This is a genomic window from Cytobacillus sp. FSL R5-0377, assembly GCF_038004385.1.
Taxonomy (GTDB): Bacteria; Bacillota; Bacilli; order Bacillales; family Cytobacillaceae; genus Cytobacillus.
The window spans coordinates 1,368,768-1,391,500 of sequence record NZ_JBBORA010000001.1 but is presented as its reverse complement, the minus strand read 5'-3'; the positions used below and the strand labels follow the sequence as shown (position 1 = coordinate 1,391,500).

Below are 22,733 nucleotides of genomic sequence, written 5' to 3'. Positions count from 1 at the left end.
TAAATCATTGGAGGGCTGAGAAAAGGTGGATAAGTGGGAAATGTATATGGAAATTCAGCAGTTACTCAAGAAAGGTTTTAGTAAATCCAAAGTAGCAGATAAACTGGGGGTATCCAGGGCAACTGTATATCGGCATCTTAAGAGATCTCCTTCGGAGATGGCAGAATGGGTTGAATCTTTACAAACAAGAAAGAAAAAGTTGGATCCTTATAAAGAGTTAATCTTGAATTGGTTAAGGGAACATCCTGATCTTTCAGCAGCACAAGTAGAAGATTGGTTGATGGAAAGGTATAAGGAACAACTTGAAGTGGGTGAAAGCACAGTCCGTGCTTACGTAAGGGAGCTAAGAGTTGAATATAAAATAGCTAAGGAATCTTCACCAAGGGATTATGAAGCAATACCTGATTCACCAATGGGGGAACAGGTCCAAGTTGACTTTGGGCACACCAAGCAGAAAACGTCTGATAATAAAGAAGTAAAGCTGAACTTTATTGCCTTTGTGCTATCTAACTCGAGATACAAATATAAAGAGTGGTTAGATCGCCCCTTTACAACTCAAGATGTCATTCAAGCTCATGAAAATGCTTTTCAATGGTTTTGTGGGATCCCAGGAGAACTCGTGTATGATCAGGATAGCTTAATTGTGGTGAGCGAGAATGGCGGAGATCTCATTTTAACGAAAGAGTTTCAGCACTATAAGCAAACTCGAAATTTAAACCTTCGGGTTTGTAGGAAAGCCGATCCAGAAAGCAAAGGGAAAATAGAGAACGTTGTAGGATTTATTAAGTACAATTTCGCCAAGTATAGAGTGTTCAATAATATTGATTCTTGGAATGAGCAAGGATGGGAATGGCTAAATCGTACAGGTAATCGAAAAATCCACAACACAACAAAAAAAAGACCGGTCGAAGTGTTCTCCTTGGAAAAGCAACACTTAAGACCAGTCTCAGGAAACATTAATTTCCTAAACAATCATGAAAATAGTATAACAAGAAGCATCCATAAGGACAATACCATACGGTATTTATCCAATAGGTACTCCCTTCCACTTGGAACTTTTCATAAGCATGAAATGGTCTCAATAAAAGAAACAAAAGACAGAGAACTATTAATCTATAACTCTGAGACAGGAGAACTCCTGGCCAAACATCAGATTCCGGATGGTAAAGGACAATTAATTAAAGACAGAAAGCATACAAGAGATCGCTCAAAAGGAATCGATACATTTATTGATACTGTGGCAAAACGATTCGAAGAAACAGAAACGGCCTACGATTACTTGGATAAACTTCGTGAGAAGTACCCACGGTATATTCGTGATCAGTTACAAATGATACTAAAAGAAACAAAACAAAATAACGAGCAGCTTCTAACAGCAGCCCTCTCGGAATGTATCAAGAGAAACTTATATAGTGCAACAGATTTCAGCGATATCATTTTATACCTCAAGCGACAACGACAGGTTCATGATACAACAAACGACAAAGCTGAGACTGTTTCACCATTAAATAGCATATCCGGTTGGATAATAGAAACAGAAGCACAAAAGAGAAATGTAGATGCCTATACGGTTTTACTGGAAGAAGGTGATCAAAGTTGAATCAGCTTCAGGAGGTCCAAGATAAATTAAGGTCCCTTCGGTTAGCTGAAACAGCTGATCGATTGCCAGAGTTAATAAGAGAAGCTGAGAAAAGGGACTTGTCCTTTACTCAGTTTCTACTAGATGTAGTAACCTATGAACAAAAACGCAGAGATGAAAAGCAGCTGGAAAGGCGATTTAAGTGGGCGACGTTTCCCTTCCATAGTACTGTGGATGAGTATAATGTGAATGAGCAAAAGTCTTTGAGCAGTAAGAAGTTAAACCAGTTAAAAGATTTAACATGGATTGAGCAGCTATATAACATCATTTTTCTAGGACCGCCAGGTGTCGGTAAGACCCATCTTTCGATAGGTTTAGGAATAGAAGCTTTAAACCAGGGATATAAAGTGATCTTTACCACTATGGGAGATTTAATTCAGGCATTAAAGACTGAAGAAATAACGAGGAAATCCAAAACAAGAATGAAGCGAATAAGAGAGGCAGATTTGGTTATTATTGATGATTTGATGTTTATGGCAATGGATAAACAGGAAGCTAATATGTTCTTCCATCTCATTAACACCCTTTATAACCAAACCTCGATTATACTTACATCTAATAAAGGGCCTAAAGAATGGGGTGAGCTATTGGGCGACCAAGCCATCACGACAGCTATACTGGACCGGATCTTACATCGAGTGGAAATAGTTCATTTAAATGAAGATAGTTGGAGAATGAAACATCGAAAAACGATTTTTGGTGAACAAAGTGTCTCAAATTAATCAGCAAAAATTGTATCATTCTACTTGACGGTCACAATAACTTGATTTATTGCTCGAAAGCAAGCTTTCTCACAATAGCAAACAAGTATAAAAAATATACTACAAGTAGTTTACGTTTTATACACCCACGATATAAAAGAATTGTGAGTTAAATCACAATACAATATTCGGGGGAATTTAAAATGGAAAAAAAATCAAGCTACTTTGAAGTATATTATGAAATGTTCACAAATGAAAGAACAAAAGAATTAAAGTCCAATGGAATTATTCTTTACTCAATGATGGCAAATCAAGTCAGCCTTTCTAAGCGACCTGAGAACGTCAAAAAGTATACTAATGAAAATGGTCAAGTATTCATTCTTTTCACAGAACTTCATGCAAAAGAAAAACTAAATATAAGCAAGGGAACTTTCTTCAAATTAAAGAAGCAACTGAAAGACTTGGGATTGATAGATTATAAGGAGCAAGTTGAAAAGAAAAATGGAATCAGCACTCCGATCTATGTAACACCTTACGAGATTTGGAAAGATGGTCAAAGAAACCACGAGTATCCAGACATGAACTAAAATTCTAGCAGCCTCAATGGTTGCTATTTTTTTTATATTTTTATTGAAAAAATTTTTGAAATCTCATTTACGAATTAATTCTTCAAGATATAAATGTATTATAAATAACCAATAAATTGGAGGTTGTTATTATGTTCGTAACTATTGAAAACTATCAAAATACACCATCATTTGCTTCTATTCCAAGAATCATGATGACTAACGTTTATTATAAAGATCAATTAAATGCTAATGCTTTAATTCTATATACTTACATTCATGACCAAGTAAGAGCTGCTGCTTATCACGAGCAAGTTACTAAAAACGGAATTGCTTACATCAAAAGCTATCCAAAATCTTTTTCAACGATGTTAGGAATCTCAGTTCCAACAGTTAGAAGCTCTTTAGACAAACTAATCAAAGCAGAATTGATAGTTGAACAAAAAGGAAAGAAAATTTCTTCTGCGAAGTATGACCCAAGCATTTACTTTGTTAAGTATCCAAAGACTCAACAAGAAATAGATAAGCTTACAATTATTGAACCAGCAATATAAAAAATCGGAGGTAATGAAAATGGAAAAGAAATATTATGTCTACACTCATTCTATCAATGGAAAAGTATTTTATGTTGGTTCAAATTATAGAGCGGGCAATCCTTATAGAGCCTATGAAAAATCAGGTCGATCAAAAAAGTGGTATGAAATTGTTAATGAAAATAATGAAAATTATGATATAGAAATCATTCAGTATTTCGATACTTCAACAGAGGCGATTAATTACGAAAGGCAGCTGATACGTTATTATCACGATATCGGATTAGCTCAAGCAAGTGGGGAAGATTATCGGGGTGAACGTAATGGGATGTATGGGAAAGAAAACAAATGGGGGAAACATACTGAAGATTCAAAGAAGAAAATTTCTAAAGCTAATTCCGGAGAAAAAAATGGCATGTATAATGTAACCGGCAAAAATCATCCAATGTTCGATAAGGGTTATTTGCTATCTGGAGAAAACCACTGGCTGTACGGCAAAGGGGAATTAATCTCCGGAAAAAATAATCCGATGTATGGTAGAACTCATTCAGAGGAAGCTAAAAAGAAAATTGGTCAATCAAGTTCCAAAGAAATAATAGTATTTAAAGACGGAAAATTCTATGGAAAGTATTCTTCAAGCTTTGAGTTTGCAAAAGAGATGGGCTCACAATTTACTGATGACTCTGTAGGAAAAGCAGTTCATTCTCTTTCTAATGGTTGGGTTCCAACTAAAAGAAGTAAATGGCATGGATGGAAAGTTATTCGAGACATAACTACAAGAGCTAATTCACAGCAAGTTTCGCTATAAAATTATTGAATATTCTTACATTAAAGGGTTTTTAAGTATAATATTACTAGAGAGATAAAAAGTTGCAGAAAAGTGCAATTTTTCGTCTAGCAACTTCTTTTTGTATATATATAAATTAGAGAGAGTTATTCAGAAAGGTCCCTTCATTCCTGAGTTCGATAGCTCTCTCTTGAGAAACGCTTCAGCAACGTTTTTCTTTTAAGGCTTTTAGATCATTGTTGAGCACTTTATCAGAACTCAAATTTTTACCTTATTCCATGGGGTTCCTCCTTTTCTATTGAGTTCTGTAAAAGTGCTTGACCTCCTATTTTTATCATGTCCAGTAATGGGGCACCAAACAGTATCATAATTAGCTAACAACAATTCGTGGCAACACTCCTTATCAGTAGTTGGGTTATAAGATTCCCCCTTAATTAATGCAGGTTGTTGTTAGTAGAATGTTTTATTCAAGGCATAAAACATTCCTCCTTAGAAACCAGGTCCGTCATAGCCTGGTTTTTTCATTTTGAATTTAAGCAACTTATATAAATGAGTGCTGAAAAGCACTTACAATGAATACGAAATTAGATGACGTTTGACGTTCCTTTTCCTGAAGATTACATTCATCTCGATTCTTAAGTATTCGAATGGTTTTGGCACAGGTTCGAGGGTTGGGGCTCCCTCGAGCCACTACATAAGACAAATAATTAAAAGTAAATAAATAGCATCCGAAAAGATGCTCACATTTTATGTATGTTAAAAGAAGGGGAGACAGACAAGTTTTTCGTGAATTTTACTTGTCTGAAAAGTTTTGATCTAATACAACAGGACGAATACCAATTCTTGTAACGATTTCTCTTATCTGTCTTCGAATTTCAAAGTTGTATTTTACGGCGGAGAGAAAGTTGACTATTGTACTTAACTGAGCACAGGAAGTCGAACATGAGTCATACCTACGGGTATGGCTCTATTTTTTTTATCAATTAAAAGTTTTGCAGTTTTCTGCAACAAAATAAAGACTTTACAAGGAGGAAAGCTAATGGGACTTTTTACTTTTGGTAACACGTCTAAGGCTGCTACAAAAGATTATTTTTCTACTACTATTTTTTCTAGTAGACCGCCAGCTTTAATTGATGAAGACAAAGCTTTATCAATTCCAGCTGTAAAAGCTTCTGTTGAATTGATTTCTTCTTCTATTTCTCAACTACCGATCTATTTAAAAGTTGAAAAGGACGAAGGCATCAGTAATATCGAAGACAGCAGAGTTTCTGTCTTGAATCATGAAGCAAATTCTTTTGATTCAGCTCAAGTCATCAAGAAGAAGGTCGTTCAAGATTATTTACTTCGAGGAAAAGCTTATTTATACAACAAAGAAGATAAGCTTTATCATCTACCAGCTAAGAACGTTCAAGAAGAGTCTTATACAGAAGATAACATTACAATTGCTCAAAAGAAGTATATTTTTGAAGGCTTAGAAACAGTCGAGCTTGAAGAACATGAAGTAATTGAAATTGACTCCGGTACAAATGGACTTCTTCATGATGCAGGAAAGTTATTCAATACTGCTTATGAACAGCTAAACTATCAAGAAACATTGCTACAAAATGGAGCAATTCCAACAGGATTATTGAAAGCAACCTCCAGATTAACTGAGACAGCGATCAGCCGTCTTCGTTCAAGTTTTGAAAACTTGTATCAAGGAACAAGAAATTCTGGAAAGACAGTTATTCTGGAAGAAGGTCTTGATTACAAACAATTATCTCTTAAACCAGATGAGCTCGGTTTACATGAAGGAAATAAACATACTATTTCTGAGATTGCACGAGTGTTCAATATTCCTGAATCCATGATAAACAGCTCAGCCAATAAGTACGATAGTTTATCTCAAAACAGTGCCCAATACTTAAGAGCTACTCTTACTCCAATCATTACTTCTATTGAGGCATCATTTGATAAGAATTTACTATCTCGAGTCGAAAAAGACTTGGGTTTTTTCTTTAGATTCGATACTTCTGAACTCCTTCGAACCACCGAAGAAGAAAAAGTTAAAACGGTATCAGAAGAATTCAAGTCAGGTTTAATCAGCTTCAACGAAGCTCGATACAAACTTGATCTTCCTAAAGAAGAAAAAGATTTCCGACTTTTATCTATTGGAAATGTTGTTAATTATTCCGATGGCCAAATGGTTTTCTTAAATCTTGGGCCACAAGAAAACAAAGCGGAGGTGAAAGTTCCAAATGAGTAAGCAAAAAGAAATTGATGAACTGAAAAAAGAAGCTGAACAAGTTCTCAGCTATCTTAAAGAGCTTTCTGAAAAACGCTCAGGAAATATGAGCGAAAGATTTAAAGAACTTTATGATGAAAATTTGGCCAAAGGAAACAAACTTTTGGATCAGATTGAAAAATTACAAAAAGAAGAAAGAGGTAATCAAGATATGAAAAAGATGGAAACACGCACAATGGGAAATTTTGAAACAGAACTTCGTAATCTATCAACAACATCTAATGCTACAGCATTAATTCCTGAAAACGTTCAAGGTGAAATTATTAAAACAATGGAAGAAGTATCTCCTGCCTTCCAACACGCACGTAAACTTCCTTCAGTAAACGGAACTTTGAAAGTTGCTCGTGAAAATGATGGTGTACAAGCCGGTTTCTTTGGTGAAGGAGAAGAAATTCTTGAGAGCTCAATCAACTTCAAACATGTCGAGCTTAAACAGAAACGCTTAGGTGCAGCAGTAAGTCTCTCTAATCAATTAATGAACGATTCAGCAGTTGATATTGTTGCTTATGTAAATGAATTACTTGGCCGCCGCGTTGGTAAGACTGCTGAACACGCTATTTTCAACGGAGATGGAGATAAACAGTTTTCAGGGGTTATCGGTGATACTGAAGTAAAAAGTAAAGAAATTTCAGGAGCTGTCTCAGTTGATGGACTACTAGATTTATATACTGAACTTCATCCAGCATTCTTGGAAGATGCAGCATTTTATATGTCTCGTAGCTTCTTCAATAAAGTAGTTAAGCTTAAAGATGAGAACGGTCACTTCTATATGCAAAATGGAATTGTTAATGGAAAGCCAACTTACACTTTATTTGGTCGACCGGTATTTGTAACAGAAGCGCTCGATGCTGGCGAAGCTGCTGGTGAGACTCCTGCCGTATTTGCTAACATGAAGCAAGCATACAGCATTCTAGTGAAGAAAGAAATGTCAATCAAGCAAATCATTGATGGTCCTAATGCACTTCGTGGTTCTCAGCTGCTTGTTCTTGATGGTTATATGGATGGAGCAGTTACAAATCCACAAGCTGCCATTAAGTTAGTTGTCACTTCTGCTTAATTATACGCCTATATGTGAAAATGTTCACAAATTTTGGAGGTTAGAATATTTTTTCTGGCTTCCTTTTTTCTTTTAAATCTGAGAAATAAACGAAACGAGGTAATATACATGAGCAAGATCTCGGGCATGAAAGTAAAGCTATATATTCATGATGATACGTCAGGAAAGGTGCTCGCGGGGCAAAGGAACGCTACGCTCAATCGTTCAGCCGAATCAATTGACGCAACATCTAAAGACACAGAAGGTTTCTGGCAAGAATCTCTACAAGGCTTCAAATCGTTCAGTATTGATTGCGATGGAGCATTCGTTCAAGATGATGCTGCATACAAGATTCTAGAGGATAAGTTCTTGAATAGCGAGAACGTCAATGTTTATCTTGAAATGCCATCAGGTACGAAATATCGAGGAAATTGCACCATCACAGATTTTTCACTCGAATTTCCATACGATGATTTGGTAACATACAGCATTTCATTGCAAGGTAACGGTGCGTTAGTAGTCGAAACAGCAAACTAATATCTGAATTGAAGGCTAAGACTTCTCTTAGTCTTCTTCTTACTACATAGAAAGGAAGGATAGTAATGAAGGTAATTGAAATCAATCAACCATTGAGTAAAGAAGAGAAGATGGATGTTCTTCAAGAACTAAGAGGGGACATTGGGGAAAGTGCATTCAGACGAGCAATTGCAACAGTTCAATCGAAACATATCGTTGAATTGATGTACTACAAAGGAAAGAAGATCACAAGGATGGGTCTTTGTGACAAAGTGAATCTTACTTTACGTGACTTTGGATGTGAACCAATGTCATATTCTTATTTTCGGGATTGGTTGTAGTTGACGTACCCGCCTATCTTTTTTGAAAAAAAGCCTTTTTGTCTAGTAATAACGAGGGAGGTGTCTCTTTTACTACCTGCATTTTTTGTAAAAACTATTTTTATGTAAAAAATTGTAAACGGGAGGTCGCTCATGAAAGCTCCAGGGCATTTTAATGATACAGCTAAAAGATATTTTAACCATGTTGTAAATGAACTTGAGAAGATTGGAAAGGTTGATTCAACTAACCAAATCATAATTGAACGTTTAGCTTTCAATCTTGCAACCGTAGAAGCTTGTGAAGGTGAACTTCTTCAAGATGGCTATACAATAAAGGGTCCTCATGGAAAGAAGGAACATCCTTCAGTAAGTACAGCAATGAAAGCCCAGGCAAAAATAATAGAAAACTTTAAATTACTTGGATTGGATGCAACGCAGAAATTCAAAGAGGAACAAGCAAAACCTGTGGATTTAAGTGAAGATCCCCTCCTAAAGATTCTTGGTAGAGTCTAATATGGTCATATCCGATTAAAGGATGTGGCCATACTATTTTTTTTGCTTGTTTTATTGTAAACGAATTTTAAATTATCACTTTTGATTATATTTTACTATAATAGAGGGGAAACTATATCTTATGTCATTTATTAAAAAAATTAGATGGAGGGAGGATACTTTGATAACAAACAATATACGGAGTATTCTCTTATTGTTGAAACAATTTGGTTTTAGTGATAAGACATTACGAACAATTTACCAGAATGAAGAGTCAATTATTGATATCATTTTTAATCCAAATCACCCTTTTCACAATAAGTATTTAGATATTTATACATCAAAAGAAAAGGCACTTTCCGAAGACTATAAGTCCTTACTTGATTTTTCTGTAAAGTTTACAGAAAAAATGAAAAAGTATAAAAGTGATGGAGTCAAGATTTACTGTAGCTTAATGGAAGATTTTCCAAAACATTTGTTTGAATACAATAATGAGCCATTATTTCTGTATTGTTATGGGAATTTAGAGTTGTTGAAGCAAATAAATAAAAAAGTTGGCATTATAGGGACCAGGAATTCTTCATACAGAGCTGAAGCAAAGACGAGGGAGTATGTAAAAAAGTATGTTGATAAAGGTTGGATTACAGTAAGTGGTTTGGCGAAAGGGATTGACACAATTGTACATCAGGAAACAATAGTCCATAAAGGAAACACAATTGCTGTACTGCCAACCTCATTCGAAAAGATATATCCTGCAGAAAATAAAGGACTATTTAAAGATATTATAGAAAATAACGGATTAGCTGTCACAGTAACCGGCCCCTTTGAAAATACATACAAGTCAAATTTCACTGATAGAAATTCTATAGTGGCGAAAATGAGTGATGAAATATTTGTTATAGAAGCGTCAATTAAAAGTGGCACGCTAAATACTGTCCGTAAAGGTAATGAATATAATAAAAAAATTTATTATGATTCATCTCTGTTAACTGATGAAGTTATTGAATATATTGGTAGGTTTAATGCTATTGATGTTAATAACTAAGGGGGGACAAGAATGTATTATCTTTTAATTTCAAGAAATGTCTTTTTCGATAGTGATGATAATATAAGAAAAGAAATATTTGAATTAGCTGAATTAGTAAAAGAAAAGGATATTCAGATTGTTCTTGTTACAAGAAGCCAACAGAAGTACAAAGAGATAATAGAGGCAGATCTTCCTGGGGCTAGTATAAAATATGGACAGCGGGGGGAATTGTCCAGAAAATTTGTTGACAACCCTAAAAACATCATGTTAGTTGGGGCCGTTGATGAAGATATCAGGATTGCCGCAAATAATAAAATACTTTTGATCAATCCATTATGGTTATCCGATGTTGAAGCAAATATAGAAAAGTATGGATTCCAATTAAAGAGCTTTAAACAAATAATTCAGTGTATAGATATTTTACGCCTTGATACTGAGTTGTTTTATGATTTTAAAGTAGATGATTTCACGAGACTGATTGCTGTTTCTAATGCAAATAAATATTATGCAGTAAAAAATGAAGCTGAGATGATTGAAAAATATAAACGTACTCTTAAATATGGAAACGAAGATTACAAGTATGCAGTTTACTTTCACTATTTAACTATGATAATAGGAATAGAGGATTTCCATGATGTATATTATTGGATGAGTGTGCCTTCATCCAGCGGCTCTAATGACAATAATATATATGATATTGTTAAGCGGACTCGTTACCTGCTCAAAAATAGTAGAAAAGATGAGTTGTTTATTCGACACACACCTGCCGAAAAATCTACATATATGGATAGCAATGATAGGATTAGGCAGGGGGCCAAGAGACACTTTGACACGATAAGTTTGAACCCGAAATATAAAGGTAAATTGAAAGGAAAAAAAATATGCGTCATTGATGACTATGTTACCTATGGATCATCATTTGAATGTATAAGAAATCTGTTAATCAATGAAGGAGTTACCGAGATTATTCTTGTTGCAATTGGATCATTTAAAAAGCCATATTACAAAGAAGATTATACATTTTCCGGTAATGTTTTTGAACCAGGATATAAATATCAATTGGTAGATAAAAAGAGAATTCAGGTGGAAGCTAATGAAAAGTCATCTGACATAATTAATGAAATTCATAAAATTATAAAAAAATAAGCAGAAATCATTGCCCCTTTTCAGAAATGAGAAGGGGTTTTTGTGACAATAAAAAACCGAGGGGGATGCCCTCGGAAAAAACTGAAGTATAGACTCCGTTTTTATTTAATTATGCAGCGTGCATTCATACCCTCGGCTGAAGTGAAATTTATCCCTTGTACGAGATTAAATGATACTTTTGTACAACGAGTTGACGTCACATCTAGAGGACGGTTCGAAACAATTACATAAGTTGTTAGCACTACTGCGAGGGCAATAATAAAAAATACCCCAGTTATTACAGTTTTCTTAAACATATGTATCCACCTTCTTTATGAAAAAGAACAACACCACCTTTTCAGGTAGCCCCCATCGTGAATCCCCACATGGGTGATTCCGATCCCCTCTTGCTGCCGCCAGCGTTCAAATTCAAATTTGGTAGTCTACATATGTTGCAGGGAGGTTTTACTCCCCCATACATTTTATACCATGAAAAATTTCATAAATAAATAGGGGTATCACTGTTTTTTAGTAATTTTTTTTACAAATTATATAAGACTGATAGAAATGCACTAGGAGGTTGATATAACTTGTTACCAACTAAAAAAGAACTTGAGCAGCATCTATCAGATAAAATGACAAACCAAGACATAGCAAAGATTTATGGAACGAACTTTCAGAAAGTTCAACAGCTTATTAAGAAGTATAATCTGAAGCCGGATAAACTTAGAAAAGTTGATAAACAGACAGTTTACTTACATCTTAATGGAGAGGAAGTCATATACGTTGGAAGTGGTAATTGGTATAGATGTAGAAGGTATACTAATAGAAGAAACAAAGAACATAAACAGCTTCTGAAGGAAGGAAAAGTTGAATTTATGTTTGTAGAGGAATTTGATGATGTGAAAGAAGCAAGAGCTTATGAGGCAAAATTGATAAAGAAGTATAAAAGGCTAGGACAAGCAAAGTTTAATAAGCAGGTAAACATTTCTTGACTCTTAATAATAATCTGAGGCATAATTAAGGTAATCTTGTGCACCGATTTTATACGAAATTAATAGAACGTTGATATATCAGGTACTGGTAAGGAGTTTACCCAAAATGGTGACTCAAAATCGTGTTCCTTCTGGAGTGTCGGTTCGACCCCGACCACCGGTATCTAAAAAAAGGTTTCCCATTAGGGAAACCTTTTTTATTGTTTAATTTCTATCCTTGTGAATATTGGCGGAGATTGATCCTCATTAATGCAGCCAATTTCTTTACTGGGATATCAGTGTTCAACCAGAGTTTCGAACGTTTCAGAGGATGGTTTCGAAAGTGGGTTCTGAACTGTTCGGAAGTAAATTAAAATGGCATTTTCCTGTTTGGGCAGGAGTAATAAAAGGGATCACTTTTAAAAATGTCAGGTAAGCTAATGCATTAGAATAGAGCCCTTAAGTTTTGAGAAATGTCATGTGAACAGCCCTAATGCGACTGAATAGAGCTGTTCAGTTTCGGAAATCCCATGTAAACGGCACTAAAATTCAGCCGAAAAGAGCTATTCTGTTTTAAAAGTAACTGTTGATCTTTAGAAGTAAGTTTCATTCTGCACTGTAAACATCGAAGCAGCTTTAATTCCTCTGGTTCATACCGAATTTTTACTATCATAATTCACATCCTTATATTCAAGATAGTTTCATTTAATGCAAGGATTTTCATGAAAACAAGTTGCAGATTTTGAAAAAGTCAAAATATTACACCATCTAGTCAATTCAGTCACCTATATATGCAAACGGTTTCAAATATAATGTAAGAAAGCGTTTGCAGGAAATTAGGGGGCGGTGAAGAAAGTTGGAGACAAAGATCGAGATCGGGGAACCGGCAATTAAGTCAGAGGTTAAAGCAGTTCCCAGGAAAAAAGTAAATTTGAAAAAGATTTTAACGTACCTTGCTTTTGTAGGGCCAGCATTAATTTTTTTCCTGGTGATACAGATCATTCCTTTCCTGATGGGAATATATTATTCGTTTACATCCTGGAATGGAGTCAGTTCTGTGGTGGAGTGGGTTGGACTTGAGAATTATATGAAGATCTTTAGAAATGATCCTAAGTTTTTTGATTCCTTTATTTTTACCACTAAATTTATGTTAGCTTCTGTTATTATTAGTAATTTATTAGGGTTTGGACTTGCCTTATTATTGAATGCAGCCTTGAAGTCCAGGAATCTGCTGAGGACTGTGTTTTTCATTCCGAATGTTATTGGAGGTTTATTGCTTGGATTCATCTGGCAGTTTATCTTTGTCAAAGGGTTCGCTGCTATCGGTAATCTTACGGATCTTTCGGTTTTTAAGCTTCCGTGGCTTGGTGATGAGATAACAGCCTTTTGGGGAATTGTCATTGTGTTTGCCTGGCAGATCAGCGGTTATATGATGGTTATTTATATTGCAGCACTGCAGGGTGTTGATCAGTCGCTGCTGGAGGCAGCAAGAATCGATGGAGCATCAAGCTGGACACTCCTGTCAAAAATTATCGTTCCGCTCATATTACCGGCATTTACGATTTGTTTCTTTTTAACTATATCAATGGCATTTAAGATTTTTGACTTGAATATTTCGCTCACAGGCGGCGGACCATTTAACTCGACTCAATCGGTTGCGATTAATATTTATCAGGAAGCATTCCAGAATAACCGCTATGGTCTTGGTACCGCAAAATCGATTTTATTTTTTATTGTGGTAGCTATTTTTACAACTGTTCAGGTGATGATGACGAAGAAAAGGGAGGTTGAGGCCTAATGAATCCCAGATATACGAAGGTTACGTTTCTGCTGGAGATCATCGGAATCATATTAGGAATCATATTCCTCATTCCTTTTTACTTTGTGTTTATTAATTCAGTAAAGGGTTTTGCTGATATCTTGATTGATGCTGCAGCATGGCCAAAGGAGTTTTTATTCTCCAATTATATGAAGGTATGGGATATCATTAATTTCCCGCGCGCCTTCTGGAATTCTCTTATAATAACCGTAATCAGCAATATTGGACTGGTTATTATTAGTTCTATGGCTGCCTGGAAGATGGTCAGGACTCGGGGGAAATTCAGCAAAATCCTGTTTGTCTTATTTGTATCTGCAATGGTTATTCCATTTCAGACAGTCATGATTCCTCTGATGAAGCTCGGAGGCACACTGAATCTGACAAACAGCATACCTGGTCTCATCATTATGTATTTTGGTTTTGGTGTACCATTATCGCTTTTCCTTTATCATGGCTTTATAAAAACTGTTCCAATCGAAATAGAAGAATCTGCCCGAATTGATGGGTGCAGCCAGTTTGGCGTCTTTTGGAGAATTGTTTTTCCACTTCTGAAGCCAATTACTGTAACAGTTGTCATTTTAAATACATTGTGGATCTGGAATGACTATCTGCTGCCGCTTCTCGTGCTTCAGGATGCAGAGCTTAGGACGATTCCTCTGGCCACAAGCTCATTCTTTGCACAATATACAAAGCAGTGGGATATGGGACTGGCTGCCCTTGTGATGGGCATTACACCGGTCATCATTTTCTTCCTGTTCCTGCAGAGACACATTATTAAAGGCATTGCCCAGGGTTCCATAAAGTAGTTATAGAGACTTTTGCCGCCAAAAGGGCTGTGAAAGTTTATATAAAAAATTATCAGGGGGGAAACAAAATGAAACGCTTTGCTCTATTATTGCTGTCATTTGTTCTAATGGCAGGCATTATGGCAGGCTGTTCTTCTTCCAGCTCTTCAGGGGATGAAAAGCCTAAGGATGATTCAAAAAACGGGGATGAAGTGGTAACACTGAACATGTTCCAATTTAAAGTGGAGATTGCCGATCAGCTTCAGGAAATGATTGGCGAATTTGAAAAAGAGCATCCAAATATTAAAATAAAGCTTGAGTCAGTCGGAGGCGGAGCTGATTATGGTGCCGCATTAAAAGCGAAGTTTGCATCCGGTGAACAGCCTGACATTTTTAACAATGGAGGATTTAAGGAATTAGAGCTTTGGAAAGAGCATCTTGCTGACCTTTCAAATGAGCCGTGGGCAGAGCATGTGCTTCCTATTGGCAAGGTTCCAACCACCGATGCAGATGGCAAGCTTTATGGAATGCCAGTAAACCTGGAAGGCTATGGTTTCATTTATAACAAAGATTTATTTGAAGAGGCAGGAATTACTGAGCCGCCTAATACGATCTCTGAGTTAAAGGATGCTGCTAAAAAGCTCAAAGATAAAGGGATTACCCCTTTCTCAGCTGGTTACGGTGAGTGGTGGGTCATTGGGCAGCATTTGTTAAACATCCCATTTGCACAGCAGGAGGACCCTGTTGCATTTATTGAAGGCTTATACAGCGGGTCTGAAAAGTTAACTGGAAATGATAAATTTAAAGAATTTAAAGAAGTTCTGGATACTGAAATTAAATTTGGTAATGACAATCCTTTAACAACTGATTACAATACTCAAGTCACACTATTTGCTTCCGGCAAAACAGCTATGCTTCAGCAGGGTAACTGGACGGAGAACATGATTCTTGAAATCGACCCTGACATTAATATGGGATTCCTCCCGATTCCGATAACTGATGATGAAGCCGAAGCTGACCGTTTGCCAGTAGGCGTGCCAAACAACTGGGTTCTAAACAAAAACTCAGAGCATCTTGAAGAGGCTAAGTTATTCCTTGACTGGATGGTTTCCTCTGAAACAGGCAAGCGTTATATCACAGAAGAGTTTGCTTTCATTCCAGCCTTTGACAATATTGAGCCAACCGGTTTAGGGCCGCTTGGAAAGCACATTCTTGAGTATTCTAAGGAAGAGAAAACAATTCCTTGGACATGGTTCAGATGGCCGGATGGCGCCAATAAAGAATTTGCTGCAACAATCCAGGAATATGCTGCAGGAAAGATTGACTATGATACGGTCGTTGAACGCTTCCAGACATCCTGGGATAATTTGAAATAAATTTGGTGAAACGGGAAGCATGTCTGCGGAAGATATGCTTTCTGTTTTCTATTTTTATATCTATTAGATTCCACAGCAAAAAAGCCCCCCAAAAAAAAGGAAGTTACTTTATACTATTGTAAAAGAGAAAGCAGCGGGGGATGTACATGTTCAAAAAGAGTATCAGGAATAAACTGATCGTTCTATTAATGATAGCTACGATCGTTCCCTTTGGAGCGTCCATTATCATCACCTACTACCATACAGCGGAATCATTGAAAGATCAGGCCATTGAAGAAAACAGCAACCTATTATATCAAGGAAAAGTAAACCTGGAGGGGTATATAAATGAGTTGGACGGTTTGACACTTTCCCTCTACAATAACCCGGGTTTAATAAACTTTTTAAAAGATCCCAGGAAGGAAAATAATTATCAGGCTGTCGAAGCAGTAAGAAATGTAATTTCTACCATCCTGTATGCTGAGGAAAATATCAAACGAGTCAATATTGCTGTTGCAAAGGAAAATCGGCTCATAACTGCGTCCCGCCGCTCTACAGTTGTTTTTTCGAAGAGACTGCCAACTGCGAGCCAAAAATATTACGATAAAGCAAAAGAAAGTCCAAACAATATGTACCTTGAGCCCATCCATAAGATTAAGAATCCTGAAGATAAAAAGCCTGAAAATGTCATTACGCTTCACAGGTCTTTAATCAATATTCCGGCAGATGATATATTGGCCTATATTTCATTGGAGTTTTCGCCGGATCAAATAACCAATATCAGCCGTAATCTTTATTCGGGGGATAATGAAGAATTCTATATTATATCTCCTGAAGGGGACATAATTTATCGTTCAACGGATGATAAAGGAGATAAAGCGCCTGATTGGATGGATTGGGTAATACAAACAAATAAGGAAAATGGCACGGTTGAATGGAAGGAAGAAACGTTCAATGGTGTAATGATATATGATCAATTATCGCAAAATTCGGGCGGCTGGTATCTTGTAAAGCGAGTTCCATATGCCACTTTATATGAAAGTGCATTCAGTGTGGCGAAAATAAATATCATATTTGGCGTAATAGGGCTGTTCCTTGTTATCCTCGCCACGCTATTTATCTCTTTCAGAATTACCTCTCCCATCAGAATCCTCCTGAGTAATATCGATCAGGTTGAAAAGGGAAATCTTGATGTCCGCTTTAAATCTTTCGGCAATGATGAGATTGGTTATCTCGGTGATCGATTCAGGCAAATGATCGATAAAATTAATGATCTCATCAATAGGGAGTATAAACTTCAGCTTGAAAACAAGACCAATCAGCTTAAGGTTCTGCAGTCACAGGTTAATCCGCATTTTTTATATAATGCATTGCAGTCAATTGGAACAGCGGCTCTGAAAAATCAAGGTCCGCAAATATATTCTTCTGTTACCCGCCTATCAAAAATAATGAGATACAGCATGAATATGGAGGAGGGTATGGTCTCTCTTCAAAAAGAGATTGAACATACCAGGGCATACCTTTTACTGCAAAAGGAACGGTTCGATGATCAGCTTCAGTTCAATTTCCAGCTTGATGAAGAAGCATTGGGGTTTCCTGTTCCAAAAATGATTTTACAGCCTTTAGTGGAGAATTACTTTAAACATGGCTTTGATGCACGCGAAAAAACTGGAGAGATTAACATAACATGCAGACAGGATGAATTTTATCTTGATATTCTTATTGAAGATAATGGCACAGGGGTTTCGGAAAATCGGCTAAAGGAAATCCGGATGCATTTGATGAATGACAGGATAAGACAAAAGGGAGAGTTAATGAATATCGGCCTGAAGAATGTTTATGTCCGGTTAAAACTTTATTATGGCAGCCGCGCTTACCTGCAGCTTAAGAACCTTGAGCAGGGAGGGCTGCAGGTTTCTATTAAACTTCCAAAAAGGATGGAAGGTGGAAAAGATGAAAGCAATTATTGTGGATGATGAACAGCATGTTCGGGAAGGCTTAATGCTTCTGGGAGAGTGGAGCCGCTTTGGGATTGACACGATCATGGAGGCGGCAGATGGAAATGAGGCAATAAAGCTGATAAAAGAGCATCGCCCGGAAATCATATTCACAGATATGAGCATGCCAAAGAGAGATGGCATAAGCCTTTTAAAATGGATACATTCTTCGGACCTTTCCAGCAAGACGATTGTTGTCAGCGGATATGATGATTTTGATTATATGAGGAATGCCATTTGTTATAAAAGCTTTGATTATATCTTGAAGCCTATCGACCCTGATATACTGAATGAAATCCTGGAGAGAGCCATTAATGAATGGAATCAGCAAAATACTTCATTGGAATGCACGCAGGAGCAAAACAGGGAGTTGAATGTGATTCAGCAAATAGAACAATTTCTGCTGGAAAGCTATAACAAAGATATTAACCTCCAGGAAATTGCAGACAGATTTTATTTAAGCCGGGAGTACATTTCCAGGAAATTCAAACAGGAATATCAGGCTACTATTACAGACTTTATCACAAATGTCCGAATTAGCAAGGCAAAGGAGCTCTTGCTGAACCCTAAACTGAAAATCTATGAAATTGCTTTCCAGGTTGGTTATCAGGATGAAAAATATTTTAGCAAAGTGTTTAAAAAGACAGAGGGGATTTCCCCAAATGAATATAGAAGCATGCATTAAGAAGGAGGAAGATTCATGATTAACGTACTTGTCTGGAATGAGAACCGCCATGAACAAAAGGAGGAAAAGGTAAGGGCTGTCTATCCCAATGGTATACACGGTGCCATAGCCGATTTTTTAAATGGAGAAGAATTAAAAGTGAAGACAGCAACATTGGATGAGCCTGAACATGGACTGAGTGATGCCGTTTTACAGGAAACAGACGTACTAGTCTGGTGGGGGCATCTGGCACATGGAGAAGTTGAGGATTCAATCGTTGAAAAAGTTAAACAAAGAGTTCTCGATGGAATGGGATTGATTGTTCTTCATTCCGGGCATTTTTCTAAAATTTTCAAAGTGCTGATGGGAACCTCCTGTGATTTAAAGTGGAGAGAAGCGGATGAAAAGGAGCGAATTTGGATAGTAGACCCGAGCCATCCGATTACAGAAGGCCTTGGAGAATATATTGAACTTGAAAAAGAGGAAATGTACGGAGAACATTTTGATATTCCTGCACCGGATGAGCTTGTCATGCTGAGCTGGTTTGAAGGCGGGGAAGTTTTCCGGAGCGGCTGTACATACAAGCGCGGAAAAGGGAAAATCTTTTATTTCCGCCCGGGACATGAAACGTATCCAACCTATTATCATAAGGAGGTTCAGCAGGTTATAAAAAATGCTGTAAAGTGGGCTAAACAGGCTGATCTTCCGGTACCGGTCTATGGAAATGCGAAGCCGCTGGAGAAAATCAGTGTGAAACATGAAGGAGTGGTGAAGTAGGATGAGAAAACTCAAAATTGGAATAATTGGATGCGGAAGTATTGCCAGGCACAGGCATATGCCTGAATATCATGCCAGCAGCGGGGCTGTCATTGAAGCAGTTTGTGATATTAATGAAGAGCGTGCAAATGTGTTTGCTGACCTTTACGAGGCTAAGGCGTATACCGATTATAGCGAATTGTTGGCTGACAAGGAAATAGATGCAGTGAGTGTCTGCACCCCGAATTATCTGCATGCCCCTGTTTCGATTGCAGCATTGAACGAGGGCAAACATGTTTTATGTGAAAAGCCGATGGCCACTTCTAAGGAAGAAGCAGAGGAAATGATAGAAGCAGCGCGTAAAAGTGGAAAGCAATTAATGATTGCTCATAATCAGCGCTTCGTTCCGTCTCATAAAAAAGCAAAAGAATTAATTGCAAAGGGTGAAGCGGGAAAAATCTACAGTTTCCGGACTGCCTTTGGCCATGGCGGACCAGAAGGATGGAGTGCAGATGGCAAAGATAGCTGGTTCTTCAAGAAAGATCAGGCTTTTATTGGTGCTATGGGTGACCTTGGTGTCCATAAGACAGACCTCTTGCGCTATCTGCTGGGTGAAGAGTTTGCTGAGGTTGGGGCATTTGTTGAAACTAGTTCCAAAACGGATGCTGATGTCGATGATACAGCCGTATGTGTCTTGAAAACGGAAAGCGGTGTGATTGGTACTTTGGCTGCAAGCTGGTCTTATGTTTCTAAAGAAGACAATTCAACTATTATCTATGGTGAGAAAGCCATTTTAAGATTAGAAGATGATCCTTTGCACTCTCTCATTGTTCAGTATGCTAACGGTGAAACAGTGAAGTATGAGCTCGGCGGAATTCAGACTAATGAAGAAGGCGGGCAAAAGAGTTCAGGTGTCATTGACCATTTTGTTGAAAGTATACTAAAAGGCCAGGAGCCTGCCATCCCTGGATCTGAGGGGATGAAATCGCTCCAAGTGATTCTAGCTGCCCTTGAGTCAAGTGAAACAAAGCAGATTGTCAGAATTAATTGAGGTGTACCCCCATGATGAAACTTCGGATCGGAATTATCGGTGCTGGAGGAATTGCCCAATCCAGGCATATTCCAGTTTTATTAAAACTTTCGGATAGTGCTACCATAACAGCTATCTGTGATGTGAATGAGGATACAGCAAAGCTTGCTGCCAGGAAGTTTGGAATTAGCCGCGTTTTTACAGATTATAAGGAAGTATTCACTGAAACAGATGCCGTAGTCATTTGTACACCGAATAAATTTCATGCTGAAATTACCGTTGCTGCACTGGAGGCTGGGCTGCATGTTTTGTGTGAGAAGCCGATGGCGATGACAGCAGCCGAATGCAGGAAAATGATCGAGGCTAGAGACAGGTCCGGGAAGGTATTGGCCATTGCCTATCACTACCGGTTCATGAAAGAGGCACAGGCTGCCAAAAAGCTCATTACAGAAAATGAAATTGGCATTCCGTTTATAGCCAGAGCAAGAGCCATGAGAAGAAGAAAGGTGCCTGGCTGGGGTGTTTTTACCAATAAAGAACTCCAGGGCGGCGGAAGTTTGATAGATTACGGCTGCCATTTGCTTGACCTCTCGCTTTGGCTTCTTGGTAACCCGGCCGAAACGGAGGTATCCGGTACAGCATACAACACGTTAAGTAAAATGCCTGATCAGGTGAATCTATGGGGAAGCTTTGACCATCAATCCTTTGATGTAGATGATCATGTGACAGCTTACATAAAATTTGCGAATGGTGCTTCCCTGCTTTTTGAAACTTCCTGGTCTGCCAATATTGAAAAGGATGATGAAAGCCTCAGTCTTTCGGGGCAGCTTGGAGGAATTGATTTATTCCCCTTCCGTTTGAATCAATCTAAATATGGTATGCTCCTGAATACACGTTCAGAATGGCTCCCGGGAGAAGATGACTATGCATTAACACAGGCACGGAACTTTATTAAAAGCTGTTTGGGAAAGGAAGAGTTTATGGTTAAAGCAGAAGAAGCTCTGCAGACAACCAGAATTATTGATGCGATTTATAGCAGCAGCAAACAAGATAATAGTAGTAGCCAGGAGGGGATTTTGTGAAGCTCGGCGTATTTACAGTATTATTTGCTGACAAAAATTTTGAGGATATGCTCGATCATGTGAAAGCTGCAGGTCTTAAGGCTGTGGAAATCGGAACGGGTGCATATCCCGGCAACGCTCACTGCAGACTGCAGGAGCTATTGGGAAGCGATGAAGTCCGGGAGGATTACCTGAATAAGGTTTTATCGAGGGGGCTTGAAATCAGTGCATTCAGCTGCCATGGCAACCCGATTTCACCTGATAAAGCATTTGCTGAGGAATCTGATCGCGTACTATACGACACGATTAAGTTAGCCAGCTTAATGAATGTTCCAGTTGTGAACTGTTTTTCCGGGACTGCAGGTGACGGGGAAGAGGCCAGGCATCCGAATTGGCCGGTCGCTCCGTGGCCAAATGAGTATGGAGAAGTGCTTAAATGGCAATGGGAGGAGAAACTCATTCCTTATTGGAAAAAAGCCGGGCAGTTTGCCAAAGACCATAATGTGAAAATCGGGCTCGAGCTGCATGGTGGATTCCTTGTACACACTCCCTACACACTTTTAAAATTAAGGGAAGAAACATGTGACGCCATTGGGGCCAACCTGGACCCAAGCCATTTATGGTGGCAGGGCATTGACCCAGTTGCAGCCATAAAGATACTGGGAAAAGAAAATGCCATTCATCATTTTCATGCAAAAGACACCTATATTGACCAGGAAAATGTCAATATGTATGGGTTAACGGATATGCAGCCGTATGGCAACGTACAGACCAGGGCGTGGACCTTCAGGTCAGTAGGATGCGGACACAGCCTGCAGGAATGGTCTGATATGATGAGCGCACTGCGCACATTTGGTTATGACTACGTTGTCAGCATTGAGCACGAAGACCCGCTGATGTCCATTGAAGAAGGGTTTACAAGAGCCGTAAGGAACCTTAAGTCCATTTTAATCGAAGAACAGCCATCGGAAATGTGGTGGGTATAAACAGGGAGGGAAAACCCCTCTCTGTTTTTTCGACAATTTTTTTAAAAAAGGGGTTGACCATTTACGCTGAATTTAGTACTATTAAATAGTTGATTCGACACAATGTTTATTTTGCTGTAGAGAAAAATCGACATTCTATTTAATCATAATTACGTTAATGATTAAATATAAATAAACAAATGCGGGTGTAGTTTAGTGGTAAAACCTCAGCCACGAGCGATACTTCCATGAATCAGCTTCGAGTTGCCTCGACGCATAGGCTTCCTTGAAAAAGCTCTTA

At 37.8% G+C, this 22,733-nt stretch carries 22 protein-coding genes; all 22 read left to right on the top strand.

Annotated elements, in window-relative coordinates:
- Positions 1 to 25 precede the first annotated feature (25 nt).
- The 22 genes from istA (at position 26) to NSQ49_RS06835 (ending at position 22,453) form a co-directional block, all read left to right on the top strand.
- Positions 26 to 1,600 (top strand): IS21 family transposase, encoded by a 1,575-nt coding sequence (gene istA, locus NSQ49_RS06940; protein ID WP_174752390.1) that lies wholly within the window; start codon positions 26 to 28, stop codon positions 1,598 to 1,600.
- Positions 1,597 to 2,361: an IS21-like element helper ATPase IstB gene (gene istB / locus NSQ49_RS06935; protein WP_174752389.1), complete on the top strand. Its 765-nt coding sequence runs from the start codon at positions 1,597 to 1,599 to the stop codon at positions 2,359 to 2,361. Before istA ends, istB begins: the two co-directional genes overlap by 4 nt.
- Positions 2,362 to 2,543: 182 nt before the next feature.
- On the top strand, positions 2,544 to 2,927 hold the full coding sequence (locus NSQ49_RS06930) for a replication initiator protein A (RefSeq protein ID WP_251284750.1): 384 nt from the start codon (positions 2,544 to 2,546) through the stop codon (positions 2,925 to 2,927).
- Positions 2,928 to 3,058: 131 nt separating this feature from the next.
- Positions 3,059 to 3,460 (top strand): hypothetical protein, encoded by a 402-nt coding sequence (locus NSQ49_RS06925; RefSeq protein WP_251284751.1) that lies wholly within the window; start codon positions 3,059 to 3,061, stop codon positions 3,458 to 3,460.
- Between the two features lie 19 nt (positions 3,461 to 3,479).
- Positions 3,480 to 4,247: an NUMOD3 domain-containing DNA-binding protein gene (locus tag NSQ49_RS06920; RefSeq protein ID WP_251284752.1), complete on the top strand. Its 768-nt coding sequence runs from the start codon at positions 3,480 to 3,482 to the stop codon at positions 4,245 to 4,247.
- A 1,018-nt stretch (positions 4,248 to 5,265) separates the two neighbouring features.
- The gene (locus tag NSQ49_RS06915; protein WP_251284753.1) at positions 5,266 to 6,471 is read left to right on the top strand and encodes a phage portal protein; all 1,206 of its coding nucleotides are present in this window, start codon (positions 5,266 to 5,268) and stop codon (positions 6,469 to 6,471) included.
- Positions 6,464 to 7,567, top strand: a complete 1,104-nt coding sequence (locus NSQ49_RS06910) for a phage major capsid protein (protein WP_251284754.1) — start codon at positions 6,464 to 6,466, stop codon at positions 7,565 to 7,567. Before NSQ49_RS06915 ends, NSQ49_RS06910 begins: the two co-directional genes overlap by 8 nt.
- A gap of 108 nt (positions 7,568 to 7,675) precedes the next feature.
- Positions 7,676 to 8,083: a phage major tail protein, TP901-1 family gene (locus NSQ49_RS06905; protein ID WP_251284755.1), complete on the top strand. Its 408-nt coding sequence runs from the start codon at positions 7,676 to 7,678 to the stop codon at positions 8,081 to 8,083.
- 65 nt (positions 8,084 to 8,148) lie between these two features.
- Positions 8,149 to 8,403, top strand: coding sequence for a hypothetical protein (locus NSQ49_RS06900; protein WP_251284756.1), 255 nt, complete (start codon positions 8,149 to 8,151; stop codon positions 8,401 to 8,403).
- 132 nt (positions 8,404 to 8,535) lie between these two features.
- Positions 8,536 to 8,895 carry a P27 family phage terminase small subunit gene (locus NSQ49_RS06895; protein WP_251284757.1) on the top strand — a complete coding sequence of 120 codons (360 nt, stop codon included), beginning with the start codon at positions 8,536 to 8,538 and terminating at the stop codon, positions 8,893 to 8,895.
- A 193-nt stretch (positions 8,896 to 9,088) separates the two neighbouring features.
- On the top strand, positions 9,089 to 9,919 hold the full coding sequence (locus NSQ49_RS06890) for a DNA-processing protein DprA (RefSeq protein WP_251284758.1): 831 nt from the start codon (positions 9,089 to 9,091) through the stop codon (positions 9,917 to 9,919).
- A gap of 12 nt (positions 9,920 to 9,931) precedes the next feature.
- Positions 9,932 to 11,047, top strand: a complete 1,116-nt coding sequence (locus tag NSQ49_RS06885) for a hypothetical protein (protein WP_251284759.1) — start codon at positions 9,932 to 9,934, stop codon at positions 11,045 to 11,047.
- A gap of 569 nt (positions 11,048 to 11,616) precedes the next feature.
- Positions 11,617 to 12,021, top strand: a complete 405-nt coding sequence (locus NSQ49_RS06880) for a GIY-YIG nuclease family protein (RefSeq protein ID WP_251284760.1) — start codon at positions 11,617 to 11,619, stop codon at positions 12,019 to 12,021.
- A gap of 835 nt (positions 12,022 to 12,856) precedes the next feature.
- On the top strand, positions 12,857 to 13,798 hold the full coding sequence (locus tag NSQ49_RS06875; protein WP_159871557.1) for a carbohydrate ABC transporter permease: 942 nt from the start codon (positions 12,857 to 12,859) through the stop codon (positions 13,796 to 13,798).
- Complete coding sequence (locus NSQ49_RS06870; RefSeq protein WP_251284761.1) at positions 13,798 to 14,625, top strand: carbohydrate ABC transporter permease; 828 nt, start codon at positions 13,798 to 13,800, stop codon at positions 14,623 to 14,625. The genes NSQ49_RS06875 and NSQ49_RS06870 overlap by 1 nt, the downstream gene beginning before the upstream one ends.
- Before the next feature lie 68 nt (positions 14,626 to 14,693).
- Positions 14,694 to 15,980: an ABC transporter substrate-binding protein gene (locus NSQ49_RS06865; protein ID WP_251284762.1), complete on the top strand. Its 1,287-nt coding sequence runs from the start codon at positions 14,694 to 14,696 to the stop codon at positions 15,978 to 15,980.
- Between the two features lie 146 nt (positions 15,981 to 16,126).
- Entirely contained in the window at positions 16,127 to 17,935 is a 1,809-nt protein-coding gene (locus NSQ49_RS06860; protein WP_251284763.1) for a sensor histidine kinase, read from the top strand.
- Positions 17,913 to 18,641 carry a response regulator transcription factor gene (locus NSQ49_RS06855; RefSeq protein WP_159871545.1) on the top strand — a complete coding sequence of 243 codons (729 nt, stop codon included), beginning with the start codon at positions 17,913 to 17,915 and terminating at the stop codon, positions 18,639 to 18,641. Before NSQ49_RS06860 ends, NSQ49_RS06855 begins: the two co-directional genes overlap by 23 nt.
- A 15-nt stretch (positions 18,642 to 18,656) precedes the next feature.
- The gene (locus NSQ49_RS06850) at positions 18,657 to 19,397 is read left to right on the top strand and encodes a ThuA domain-containing protein (RefSeq protein WP_159871543.1); all 741 of its coding nucleotides are present in this window, start codon (positions 18,657 to 18,659) and stop codon (positions 19,395 to 19,397) included.
- Position 19,398: 1 nt separating this feature from the next.
- Complete coding sequence (locus NSQ49_RS06845; protein ID WP_159871540.1) at positions 19,399 to 20,427, top strand: Gfo/Idh/MocA family protein; 1,029 nt, start codon at positions 19,399 to 19,401, stop codon at positions 20,425 to 20,427.
- A gap of 11 nt (positions 20,428 to 20,438) precedes the next feature.
- Entirely contained in the window at positions 20,439 to 21,488 is a 1,050-nt protein-coding gene (locus NSQ49_RS06840; protein ID WP_251284764.1) for a Gfo/Idh/MocA family protein, read from the top strand.
- The gene (locus tag NSQ49_RS06835; protein WP_251284765.1) at positions 21,485 to 22,453 is read left to right on the top strand and encodes a sugar phosphate isomerase/epimerase family protein; all 969 of its coding nucleotides are present in this window, start codon (positions 21,485 to 21,487) and stop codon (positions 22,451 to 22,453) included. Before NSQ49_RS06840 ends, NSQ49_RS06835 begins: the two co-directional genes overlap by 4 nt.
- Positions 22,454 to 22,733 lie beyond the last annotated feature (280 nt).